The organism is Streptomyces sp. NPDC046203 (assembly GCF_040646255.1).
Taxonomy (GTDB): domain Bacteria; phylum Actinomycetota; class Actinomycetes; order Streptomycetales; family Streptomycetaceae; genus Streptomyces.
Map to the genome: position 1 here is coordinate 34,452 of NZ_JBEYZX010000050.1, position 11,301 is coordinate 45,752.

Annotated in this window: 8 protein-coding genes and 4 tRNA genes; 7 read left to right on the top strand and 5 right to left on the bottom strand. The window is 71.3% G+C overall.

Annotated features, from left to right (window positions below):
• Positions 1 to 2: 2 nt before the first annotated feature.
• Both ABZ990_RS26545 and ABZ990_RS26550 read right to left on the bottom strand, forming a co-directional pair.
• A complete protein-coding gene (locus ABZ990_RS26545; protein ID WP_361236528.1) occupies positions 3 to 2,315 on the bottom strand; it encodes a DEAD/DEAH box helicase in 2,313 nt (770 codons plus the stop codon).
• Between the two features lie 200 nt (positions 2,316 to 2,515).
• Entirely contained in the window at positions 2,516 to 3,166 is a 651-nt protein-coding gene (locus tag ABZ990_RS26550; RefSeq protein WP_361236531.1) for a hypothetical protein, read from the bottom strand.
• Between the two features lie 355 nt (positions 3,167 to 3,521).
• On the opposite strand from ABZ990_RS26550, the gene ABZ990_RS26555 reads away from it, so the two are divergent.
• The 4 genes from ABZ990_RS26555 (at position 3,522) to ABZ990_RS26570 (ending at position 4,506) form a co-directional block, all read left to right on the top strand.
• On the top strand, positions 3,522 to 3,872 hold the full coding sequence (locus ABZ990_RS26555; protein WP_361236534.1) for a metallopeptidase family protein: 351 nt from the start codon (positions 3,522 to 3,524) through the stop codon (positions 3,870 to 3,872).
• 354 nt (positions 3,873 to 4,226) lie between these two features.
• Positions 4,227 to 4,299: transfer RNA gene (locus ABZ990_RS26560), tRNA-Glu, on the top strand.
• Positions 4,300 to 4,336: 37 nt separating this feature from the next.
• A tRNA-Asp gene (locus ABZ990_RS26565) sits at positions 4,337 to 4,410 on the top strand.
• A gap of 22 nt (positions 4,411 to 4,432) precedes the next feature.
• Positions 4,433 to 4,506 (top strand) — tRNA-Phe (locus tag ABZ990_RS26570).
• Positions 4,507 to 4,645: 139 nt separating this feature from the next.
• Here ABZ990_RS26570 and ABZ990_RS26575 read toward each other — a convergent pair.
• A complete protein-coding gene (locus ABZ990_RS26575) occupies positions 4,646 to 5,509 on the bottom strand; it encodes a cytochrome c biogenesis CcdA family protein (protein ID WP_361236537.1) in 864 nt (287 codons plus the stop codon).
• Entirely contained in the window at positions 5,506 to 6,309 is an 804-nt protein-coding gene (locus ABZ990_RS26580) for a thioredoxin domain-containing protein (protein ID WP_361236540.1), read from the bottom strand. The genes ABZ990_RS26575 and ABZ990_RS26580 overlap by 4 nt, the downstream gene beginning before the upstream one ends.
• Between ABZ990_RS26580 and ABZ990_RS26585 the strand changes: the two genes are divergently transcribed.
• Positions 6,302 to 6,424, top strand: coding sequence for a hypothetical protein (locus ABZ990_RS26585; protein ID WP_361236543.1), 123 nt, complete (start codon positions 6,302 to 6,304; stop codon positions 6,422 to 6,424). The two genes, ABZ990_RS26580 and ABZ990_RS26585, sit on opposite strands and share 8 nt — an antisense overlap.
• Before the next feature lie 46 nt (positions 6,425 to 6,470).
• Here ABZ990_RS26585 and ABZ990_RS26590 read toward each other — a convergent pair whose 3' ends face one another.
• Positions 6,471 to 6,953, bottom strand: coding sequence for a hypothetical protein (locus ABZ990_RS26590; RefSeq protein WP_361236546.1), 483 nt, complete (start codon positions 6,951 to 6,953; stop codon positions 6,471 to 6,473).
• A 107-nt stretch (positions 6,954 to 7,060) separates the two neighbouring features.
• Between ABZ990_RS26590 and hrpA the strand changes: the two genes are divergently transcribed.
• Together hrpA and ABZ990_RS26600 are read left to right on the top strand one after the other, a co-directional pair.
• Complete coding sequence (hrpA, locus tag ABZ990_RS26595; RefSeq protein ID WP_361236549.1) at positions 7,061 to 11,056, top strand: ATP-dependent RNA helicase HrpA; 3,996 nt, start codon at positions 7,061 to 7,063, stop codon at positions 11,054 to 11,056.
• Between the two features lie 109 nt (positions 11,057 to 11,165).
• Positions 11,166 to 11,239 (top strand) — tRNA-Asp (locus tag ABZ990_RS26600).
• The last annotated feature ends 62 nt before the right edge of the window (positions 11,240 to 11,301 follow it).

The following is an 11,301-nucleotide window of genomic DNA, read 5'->3' on the forward strand; positions in this document are numbered from 1 at the left end:
GGTCAGCCGTTGCGCTTCCAGCGCGGCTTGTCGTCGCGGCGGAAGCCGCCACGGTCGCCACCACGGTCGTCACGACGGTCGCGGTTGAACGACGGGCGCTCGTCGCGGCGGTCGCGGTTGAACGGACGGTCGCTGCCACGGTGGCCGCCGGCCGGGCGGTCGTTGTCGCGACGGAAGCCGCCACGGTCGCCACCACGGTCGTCACGACGCTCGAAGCCACCACGCTCGCCACCACGGTCGTCACGACGGTCGCGGTTGAACGACGGACGCTCGTCGCGACGGTCGCGGTTGAACGACGGGCGCTCGTCACGACGGTCGCGGTTGAACGACGGGCGGTCGTTGTCGCGGCGGTCGCGGTTGAAGGCCGGGCGGTCGTTGTCGCGACGGAAGCCGCCACGGTCGCCACCACGGTCGTCACGGCGCTCGAAGCCACCGCGCTCGCCGCCACGGTCGTCACGACGGTCGCGGTTGAACGACGGACGCTCGTCACGGCGGTCACGGTTGAACGACGGACGGTCGTTGTCGCGGCGGAAGCCGCCACGGTCGCCACCACGGTCGTTGTCGCGACGGAAACCACCGCGGTCGCCACCACGGTCGTTGTCCCGGCGGAAGCCGCCACGGTCGCCACCGCGGTCGTCACGACGGTCGAAGTCGCGGCGCTCCTCGCGGTCGCGCTGCTGCGGCACCTCGGCCGCGGCGATCGCGGCGGCGACCTCGGCCTCGGCGGCCTCGGTCATCTCGGCGACCGCGGCCTCCGGGTCCTCACCGCGCTCACGGGCGGCGCGGGCGACCAGACGGTCGGCCTCGTCGCGCAGCTCGACGGCACGGCGCTGCAGCCGCTCCAGCTGCTTGGTGAGGTCGGCGACCTCGCGCTCGGCCTGCTTGGCCGAGTTGTTCGCGGAGTCGGCCTGGACCTCGGTCAGCGACCGGGCGCCGGTGATCTCGGCGACCTCGGGGTCGAACGCGCCCGCACCGCCGACGATGTGACGCGAGGCGTCGACGCCCGCGTCCTCCATGAGGCGGAAGATCTGGCGGCGCTGGTGCGGCAGGGCCAGGGAGACGACGGTGCCGGAGCGGCCGGCACGGGCGGTACGGCCCGAGCGGTGCAGGTAGTCCTTGTGGTCGCCGGCCGGGTCCACGTTCAGGACCAGGTCGATGCCGTCCACGTGGATACCGCGCGCGGCGACGTCGGTGGCGACGAGGACGTTGACGTAACCGTCCTTGAAGTCGGCCAGGGTGCGGGTACGGGCGCCCTGGGTCATGCCGCCGTGCAGCGCGTCGGCCTTCACACCGGAGTCGCGCAGCTGCTCGGCGACGCGGTCGGCGCCCAGCTGGGTGCGGACGAAGATGATGGTGCGGCCCTTGCGGGCGGCGATGGCGGCGGTGACCGGCGCCTTGTCCTTCGGCTTCACGACGAGGACGTGGTGGGTCATCGTCGTGACGGCGCCGGCGGACGGGTCGACCTCGTGGGTGATCGGGTCGACCAGGTAGCGCTTCACGAGGGAGTCGATCTCGTTCTCCAGCGTGGCGGAGAAGAGCAGACGCTGACCACCCTCGGGGACCTGGTCGAGCAGCTCGGTGACCTCGGGCAGGAAGCCCAGGTCGGCCATCTGGTCGGCCTCGTCGAGGACGGCGATCTGGACCTGCTCCAGGGAGCAGGCGCCGCGGTTGATGATGTCGCGCAGACGGCCCGGGGTGGCGACGAGGATGTCGACGCCGCGCTCCAGGGCGTAGATCTGGTTGCCCATCGACGTACCGCCGCAGACGACCTTCATGCGCAGGCCGAGCACGTCGCCGTACGGCTGGAGGGCGTCCGCGACCTGCATCGCGAGCTCACGGGTCGGGGTCAGGATGACGCCGCGGGGCTTCTTCCGCTCGGTGCTGCCGCCGGCCAGGGTGGTGAGCAGCGGGAGACCGAAGGAGAGGGTCTTGCCGGAGCCGGTACGGCCACGGCCCAGGATGTCCTTGCCGGCCAGGGCGTCCGGGATGGTCGCGGCCTGGATCGGGAAGGGGGTGGTCACACCGTTCTGGGCGAGCTTGCGCACGACGCCCTCGGGGAGACCCAGGTCACCGAAGGTGATCTGCGGGGTGTCGTCGCCCTCGGCCTCGTCGGCGTCGGTGTCGTCGTCGGCGTCGGCCTCCAGGGCCTCGGCCTCCGCGTCGGCGGCGTCGAGGATCTCGACGGCCTCGTCGACGACGGTGGTGGTGTCGGCTGCCTCGGTGGCAGCGGCGTCGATGGCCTCGACGGCCTCGACGGTGTCGACGATCTCGTCGCCCTCAGGCAGGACGGCGTGGTCAGAACTGAAAATGGACATGCGAAATGCGAAACCTTCCGGAGTCTCGGCACGCGCCCGTCAACTCCGTGTTTCGCCTAGGACCGCCTCAATGCGGTCAGCCACGGCAAGGGAGAGTACGCGCCAGATCACGGCGCTCTTCGGTCGTGGCGCCGGGCAAATGGGATCAAACGATCTACCACCATACGCACTCTCCCCCACCCCTGGCAAATCGAGGTCCGTCACGCCGGTCCGACGCGCACCCCCGGCCTCGCCCCGAACCTGGATCCGACCTGCGAAGACTCCTCCGGTTCCACGGCGACAGCGACTCCGTCGGCAACCCTCATCGCCCCCATGTGGGTATCGGTTCCGGTGGCCGGCTCCGGCGATTCGCTCACCGTCGGCTCGGGTGTCGGCTCCTGCGTGGGGGCGGGGGTCTGCGGGGCGGCGGTCGGCTGTGGCGACGGCGGCTGCGCGGGCGGGGTGGTCGCCCCGCCGCCGGGCACCCCGGGGCCGCTGCCGGGCTCGGGTCCGGCGGGGCCCGGCGGCGGCTGCTGCGGCCGGGGCACCCCGCTCGGCACGGTCTGCCCCTCGCCGCCGCCCGGCTTGGCCGACGGGGTCGCCGACCCGCTCGGTACGGGCTGGTCCCGGCCCTCGCCGTCCGGTCCCGGCCCGCCGCGCCCGGCCCGGTCGTACCCGCCCCCGCCGTGGGCCCCGGTCTGCCCGGCACCGCCCCGCGTCCCGTCCCCCGCGTCCGGCTTCCCGGCGGACGGGCTGGACGCCGCCGGGCCCGTGCTCTCGTCGCCGACACTCATACAGCCGCTCAGACCCGCGCAGGCGGCGACCGCCAGCGCGGCGGCGGCCCATCGCACAGGGGTGGGCAATTGGCGCACGACGGCACCTCCAGGTCACTCGGACACACGAACACTCGCTCCCCGCGGCGCGCGGCATACGCGATCGGCATGCGACACGTCGGGCGCGAAGGGGACGCGGCTCTGGCGCGTCGCCCTGCCCAACTCCCCTGGCGCTCCGAGGACACGGACGGAGGGGCGACGGGGGACGCCGGACGGTCCCCCGTACGGCGTACCGCCCGGCGCGCCGCACACGGAACGGCCGCCACCCCCCGTACACGCGGGCGGACTCCGCTCCCGCGCCGCCCGGCGCCGTCCGCCCGCGCCGCCCCGCGCCGCCCGGCGGCCGGAACCGCGCCCGCTCCCCTTCCGCCGGCCCGTCCCGGACAATGGCCGTGTGCTGGAGATGACACGCGAGACCTTCGAAGAGCTGGTGTCCGACGCCCTGGACACGATCCCGCCGGAGCTGACCCGGGTCATGGACAACGTGGCCGTCTTCGTCGAGGACGAACCGCCCGCCGACGATCCCGATCTCCTGGGCCTGTACGAGGGAACGCCGCTCACCGAGCGGGGCGAGTGGTACGCCGGGGTGCTGCCGGACCGGATCACGGTCTACATGGGGCCGACCCTGCGGTACTGCGCGTCCCCGGCGGAGGTGGTCCACGAGGTCGCCGTGACCGTCGTCCACGAGGTCGCCCACCACTTCGGCATCGACGACGAACGCCTCCACGCGCTGGGCTGGGGCTGACACCCGGACGGCCCACACCCGGCTTTCCCCCGGCTTCCCGTCGGCTTTCCCCCGGCTTCCGGACGGCCGACGCCCGGCTTCCGTCCGGCATATGACCGTCCGTGGGCCGTCCGGGCGGCGTCGTGGAGCCGCCGTGGAGCCACCGTGGGGGCGTCCCGGGTGGGCATATGCCACCCCGGGGGCTGACCAGCGCCGGAGCCGGAAACCCTGACGGGACAAGGGCGGAACGGGTCCGGCGCACACCCCGCCCCCGGCTCCCCTCCCCCTCCCGGGAAACCGTTTTGGCGATACCGCCTGCCATCCCATATGCTTCTCACGTCCCCGAGGCGCTGGAAAGCGCCCAGGCGGGCCTTAGCCCTCATCGTCTAGTGGCCCAGGACGCCGCCCTTTCAAGGCGGTAGCACGGGTTCGAATCCCGTTGGGGGCACGCACAACATGTGCGAGACTTGTCTCGCACACCATATGGTCCTGTGGAGCAGTTGGTTAGCTCGCCACCCTGTCAAGGTGGAGGTCGCGGGTTCAAGTCCCGTCAGGATCGCTGAGATCGGAAACGATCTCGTGGCTGGGTAGCTCAGTTGGTACGAGCGATCGCCTGAAAAGCGATAGGTCGCCGGTTCGACCCCGGCCCCAGCCACAAGAGAAGGCCCCGTCCGCAAGGACGGGGCCTTCGTCGTGTTCGGCTGCCCCGGGCCCCTGGCCCCTGGCTCGGGAGCCGGACCCAGGGCCTGGTCCGCAGATCCGTAGATCCGGGGACAGGCCCTGGAGCGTTCGGCTCACCCCTTCTCCGCTTCGGCCCCTTCCCGGACCTCGGAGCCCCCGCGCCGCGAACGGCGGCCGCGCCACGCGAACGTGCCCGCCACCACCGCGACGACAAAGACGAGCAGAGCCCAGTCCGGAACCGAACGGCCCCACGCGCCGACCCGCTGCTCCACGGCGAAGGAATCGTCGACCGACAGCAGCCCCGGCAGGGCGGTCGCCCCGTCGAAGACCAGGAACAGCGTGCCGAGGGCGATGAAGAACAGCCCCGAGAGCAGCGAGGTCGTGTGCAGCTCGATACGGCCCAGCCGGAACGCGCGGCCCCGCAGCCAGCGCCGCCGCCCCAGGTCGTAGCGCTCCCAGAGCAGCGCGAGCAGGAACATCGGGACGGCCATGCCGAGCGCGTACACCGCGAGCAGCAGCCCGCCGTAGACCGGATTGCCGCCGACCGCCGCCACCGTCAGGACGCTGCCGAGGATGGGGCCCGCGCAGAACCCGGCGAGGCCGTAGACCAGGCCGAGGGCGTAGACGGAGAAGACCGTGGTCGGCCGGATCCGGCCGCTCGCCTCCGCGAGACGGCGCGAGGCGAAGCCCAGGCCGAGGATCTGGAGCACCCCGAGGCCCACGATGAGCCAGCCGCCGACGGCCACCAGCAGATCCCGGTGACTGTAGAAGAGCCGCCCGGCGAAGGAGCCGGCGGCGCCGAGCGGGACGAGGGTCGTGGCCAGACCAACGTAGAAGACACCGGTCCGGGCCACCAGCTTCGCGCGCGAGTCGATCGAGTACGCGAAGAACGCCGGCAGCAGCAGGGCGCTGCACGGGCTGAGCAGGGCGAGCAGTCCGCCCAGGAAGGCGGCGAAGTAGCCGATGCCGGAGGTCACCGCGCGTCCTTCGCGGCGCCGTCCTTCTCGCTCCGGTCGTCCTGCTTCGCGTCCTGCTCGTCCGCCGGCTTCGTCTTCGTCTTCGGCCTCGGCCGCGTCTTCGCGGCCTCCGCCGCCGCGTCGATCGCCTGGGTGAAGGCCTCCATCGGCTGCGCGCCCGCGATCGGCCGGCCGTTGACGAGGAAGGACGGGGTGGAGGTGGCGCCGAGGGAGTAGCCCTGTTCCTGGTCCTTGCTCACCGCGTTCCGGGCCTCCTCGCCGTCCGTGTCCCGCGCGAAGCGGTCCAGGTCCGGCACGCCCGCCTCCTTCGCGAGGGCGGTCAGCCGCGTCTTGCCGAAGCCCTTCTCCTTGGCCCCGTCGGCATATGCCGCCTTGTGGAACTCCCAGAACCGGCCCTGCTGCCCGGCCGCCCAGGAGGCACGGGCCGCCGCCTCCGACTCCTCGCCGAAGATCGGGAAATTGCGCCACTCGATGCGCAGGGTGCCCGCGTCGACGTACTTCTTCACCAGCGCGGGCTCGGTGTCCCGGGCGAACTTGCCGCAGAAGCCGCACTTGAAGTCGGCGTACTCGATGAGAACGACGGGCGCGTCGGCCCGGCCGAGGGCGAGCTTGTCGGCCTTGTCCCGGCGGGCATATGCCTCAAGCTCGGGGTAGACACCGTCGGCCGGATCGGCGGACACCTCGGCGGGCGCGGAGGACGTGTGACCGGACGTGTCCGCGCCGGGGGAAGCGGGCTTGGTGCCGGCGTACGAGGCGAGGCCGAGCAGGACCGCGGCGAGCGTGACCCCACTGATGATCACGACCGGCTTCGACCGGGACGAGGACTTCGACGAGGTCTTCGACGCCGGCTTGGACGAAGGCGTGGACGGGGGCGTGGGAGTGGGCGTGGACGAGGACATGCGGAAGCACTCCTGAGGAGAGAGGAAGGAGAGAAAGGAACGGCGGGGGTGTTCCCGGTCCTCTAGACCCTCAGGATCGACAGCTCCAGTGGCGACGGCGCGGCGCGCTCCGGTGGGTCCGGTCCCGGCGCCGGGGCCGGTCCGTCCGCTCCCGCGGCCCATGACCCGTACACCGTCCGTTCCGCCGCCGACGACGCGGACGGCAGCCCGCCGGATCCGGGGGTACGCGGCGGCACGCCGGGGGTGACCGCTCCCTTGCCCGCGCCGTGTCCCCGGCCGCAGCCCGGCACACGGTCCTCCGCGTCCGGTACGTCGAAGACCGCGGCCTCCGGAGCCACGGCCCCGGACCCGGTCCCCGTCGCAACCCCGGTCCCGGCCGCCATCGCGACGGCCGCCGTCTGCCGGTGGTGCGCCGACCCGGCACCCCCGACGCCCCCGGCTCCCCCGACGCTCCCGGAGCCTCTCGCGGCCCCGCACAGCAGCAGCCCCAGCACCAGTCCCGCCAGCGCGGCGAACACCGCCGGCGCGCGGAGGGTGCGGGACATACGGATTCCTTTCGAACGGCGTGCCCGAAATATTACGCAGCGCACGCGCGCCGCCCCCGTAAATCGGTTCGCCGCTTCTTCGCGGCAGGTGCGATCCTGGGGTCCGTATGTCTACTTCCTTCGCCGCCCTCCAGTCCGTCCTGGCCGAGGTCTCGCTGCGGGACTCCCACCGGCTCGGCCGCCGTCTCGAAGGCGCCCGCCGCATCCGCAAGCCCGAGGCCCGCGCGGCCGTCCTGGACGAGATCGCCGTCGAGGCCGGCAAGGCCAGGGACCGCGTCGCCGCGCGGGCCGCACGCGTGCCCGCCGTCTCCTACCCGCAGCAGCTCCCGGTCTCCCAGAAGAAGGACGAGATCCTGGAGGCGATACGCGACCACCAGGTCGTCATCGTCGCCGGTGAGACCGGTTCCGGTAAGACCACGCAGATCCCGAAGATCTGCGTCGAGCTGGGCCGCGGCGTACGCGGCATGATCGGGCACACCCAGCCCCGCCGGATCGCGGCCCGTACGGTCGCGGAGCGGGTGGCGGAGGAGCTGCGGACGCCGCTCGGCGAGGCGGTCGGCTGGAAGGTGCGGTTCACCGACCAGGTGGACCCGGACGCGACCTTCATCAAGTTGATGACGGACGGCATCCTTCTCGCCGAGATCCAGACGGACCGCGAGCTGCGCGCGTACGACACGATCATCATCGACGAGGCCCACGAACGGTCCCTCAACATCGACTTCCTGCTGGGCTATCTGGCCCAGCTGCTGCCGCGCCGGCCCGACCTCAAGGTCGTGATCACCTCCGCGACCATCGACCCGGAACGGTTCTCCCGGCACTTCGGCGACGCGCCGATCGTCGAGGTCTCCGGCCGTACGTACCCGGTCGAGGTCCGCTACCGCCCCCTCCTGGAGGAGGACAGCGACGAGGCGGACCGGGACCAGATCACGGCGATCTGCGACGCGGTCGACGAGCTCCAGAAGGAGGGGCCGGGCGACATCCTGGTCTTCCTCTCCGGCGAGCGCGAGATCCGTGACACGGCGGACGCGCTGACGAAGAAGAAACTCTTCAATACCGAGATCCTGCCGTTGTACGCGCGGCTGTCTCATGCCGAGCAGCACCGGGTCTTCCAGGCGCACTCCGGCCGGCGGATCGTCCTCGCCACCAACGTGGCCGAGACCTCCCTGACCGTTCCCGGCATCAAGTACGTGATCGACCCGGGCACCGCCCGTATCTCGCGCTACTCGCACCGCACCAAGGTGCAGCGGCTGCCGATCGAGCCGGTCAGCCAGGCCAGCGCCAACCAGCGCAAGGGCCGCTGCGGCCGTACCTCGGACGGCATCTGCGTCCGGCTGTACTCGGAGGACGACTTCCTCACCCGTCCCGAGTTCACGGACGCGGAGATCCTCCGGACGAACCTGGCGTCCGTCATCCTCCAGATGACCGCGGCCGGGCTCGGCGAGATCGAGAAGTTCCCGTTCATCGACCCGCCGGACCACCGCAACATCCGCGACGGTGTGCAGCTCCTCCAGGAGCTGGGGGCGCTGGACCCCACGCAGAAGGATCCGAAGAAGCGGCTCACCGAGCAGGGCCGCAAGCTGTCGCAGCTCCCGGTCGACCCCCGGCTCGCCCGGATGGTGCTGGAGGCCGACAAGAACGGCTGTGTCCGCGAGGTCATGGTGATCGCGGCGGCCCTGTCCATCCAGGACCCGCGCGAGCGCCCGTCCGAGAAGCAGGCGCAGGCCGACCAGCAGCACGCCCGGTTCAAGGACGAGACCAGCGACTTCCTCGCCTTCCTCAACCTCTGGCGCTATGTCCGCGAGCAGCAGAAGGAGCGCGGTTCCAGCTCCTTCCGCCGGATGTGCAAGCAGGAGTACCTGAACTTCCTGCGGATCCGCGAATGGCAGGACATCTACTCGCAGCTGCGCACGGTCGCGAAGCAGATGGGCATCCACCTCAACGAGGAGGACGCCCCGGAGCAGTCCGTCCACATCTCGCTGCTCTCCGGTCTCCTCAGCCACATCGGTCTCAAGGACGTCAAGGAAGGCGCCAAGAAGGACGCGGCGGCCGCGGCGAAGGACGGTGCCGGCTCGCGGCGGGAGAACAGCCGCAACGAGTACGTGGGTGCCCGCAACGCCAAGTTCGCGATCTTCCCGGGCTCCGCGCTCTTCCGTAAGCCCCCGCGCATGCTGATGTCCGCCGAGCTGGTGGAGACCTCGCGGCTGTGGGCGCGGGTCAACGCCCGGATCGAGCCCGAGTGGGTCGAGCCGCTGGCGCAGCACCTGGTGAAGAAGACGTACAGCGAGCCGCACTGGGAGAAGGACCAGGCGGCGGTCATGGCGTACGAGAAGGTCACGCTCTACGGCGTGCCGATCGTCGCCGACCGCAAGGTGAACTACGGGCGGGTCGACCCGGAGGCCTCGCGCGAGCTGTTCATCCGCAACGCGCTCGTCGAGGGCGACTGGCGCACCCACCACAAGTTCTTCGCCGACAACCGCAAGCTGCTCACCGAGGTCGAGGAGCTGGAGCACCGGGCCCGGCGCCGGGACATCCTGGTCGACGACGAGACGCTGTTCGACTTCTACGACAAGCGGGTGCCCGAACACGTCGTGTCGGGCGCGCACTTCGACTCGTGGTGGAAGCACAAGCGCCACGAGGCGCCGGAGTTCCTCGACTTCGAGCGCGAGATGCTGATCAACGAGAAGGCGGGGGCCGTCACCAAGGACGACTACCCGGACTCGTGGCGGCAGGGACAGCTGAAGTTCCGGGTGACGTACCAGTTCGAGCCGGGCGCGGACGCCGACGGCGTGACCGTGCACATCCCGCTCCAGGTGCTCAACCAGGTGACGGACGAGGGCTTCGAGTGGCAGATCCCTGGTCTGCGCGAGGAGGTCGTGACGGAGCTGATCCGCTCCCTCCCCAAGCCGATCCGCCGCAACTACGTCCCGGCGCCGAACTTCGCCGCCCGCTTCCTCGACGCGGTGGTGCCGGTGCAGGAGCCGCTGACGACGGCGCTGGCGCGCGAGCTCCAGCGGATGGTCGGCGTCCCCGTGACCGCCGACGACTTCGACTGGGCGAAGGTCCCCGAGCACCTCAAGGTGACCTTCCGGATCACCGACGAGCGCCGCCGCAAGCTCGCCGAGGACAAGGACCTGGAGACGCTGCGGCTGCGGCTGCGCCCCAAGGCCCGTCAGGCGCTCTCCCAGGCCGCCAAGGCGGCGACGGCGGGCCCCGACGGCTCCGGGCCGTCCCTGGAGCGCACCGGGCTCACGGACTGGACGATCGGCACCCTGACGAAGGTCTTCGAGACCAAGCGGGCCGGCCAGCCGGTCAAGGCGTACCCGGCGCTGGTCGACGAGGGCGCGAGCGTGGCCGTACGGCTCTTCGACAGCGAGGAGGAGCAGGCGCTCGCGATGTGGCGGGGCACCCGGAAGCTGATCATGCTGAACATCCCGGTGAACCCGGCGAAGTTCGCCTCCGACCGGCTGTCCAACCAGCAGAAGCTCGCCCTGTCCGCGAATCCGCACGGCTCCGTCCAGGCGCTGTTCGACGACTGCGCGACCGCCGCCGCCGACAAGCTGATCGCGGACCACGGCGGACCGGCCTGGGACGAGGAGTCCTTCCGGAAGCTGTACGACAAGGTCCGCGCCGATCTCGTCGAGCTGACGGTGCGTACGGTCGGCCAGGTCCAGCAGGTCCTGGCGGCCTGGCAGGCCTGTGAGCGGCGGCTGAAGTCCGCCGGCAGCCCGGCGCTGCTCGCGAACCTCAAGGACGTGCGCGAGCAGCTGTCGTGGCTGATGCCCGCCGGCTTCGTCACCCGGACGGGCCTGAAGCGGCTGCCGGACCTCATGCGCTATCTGGTGGCGGCGGACCGGCGGCTCCAACAGATGCCGACGGGCGTCCAGCGGGACACCACCCGGATGGAGAAGGTGCACGAGATGCTGGACGAGTACGCGTGGCTGCTCGAACAGCTCCCGAAGGGGCGGCCGGTGCCGTCCTCGGTGACGGACATCCGCTGGATGATCGAGGAGCTGCGGGTCAGCTACTTCGCCCACGCGCTGGGCACCGCGTACCCGGTGTCGGACAAGCGGATCGTGAAGGCGATCGACGCGGCCGTCCCGTAGATCCACTGCCGCCGGCCCGTGGACCGGCTCCGGTCCCGGGGGCCGGTTCGACCGCACCCACTGACCTGCTGTACAGTTTTCTTCGCAGCCACTCGCAAGAGTCTGCGAGGGTCCTGTGGAGCAGTTGGTTAGCTCGCCACCCTGTCAAGGTGGAGGTCGCGGGTTCAAGTCCCGTCAGGATCGCCGACAGAGAAGGGGGGCCCCGTGACACGGCGTCGCTCTCAAGCGTTTTTAAAAAATCTTAA

Excerpts from the sequence above, each read along its gene's own strand:
- hrpA (WP_361236549.1), top strand. The coding sequence starts at position 7,061 with ATGTCTACTTCCTTCGCCGCCCTCCAGTCCGTCCTGGCCGAGGTCTCG.
- ABZ990_RS26590 (WP_361236546.1), bottom strand. The coding sequence starts at position 6,953 with ATGTCCCGCACCCTCCGCGCGCCGGCGGTGTTCGCCGCGCTGGCGGGA.
- ABZ990_RS26545 (WP_361236528.1), bottom strand. The coding sequence starts at position 2,315 with ATGTCCATTTTCAGTTCTGACCACGCCGTCCTGCCTGAGGGCGACGAG.
- ABZ990_RS26585 (WP_361236543.1), top strand. The coding sequence starts at position 6,302 with ATGATCACGACCGGCTTCGACCGGGACGAGGACTTCGACGAGGTCTTC.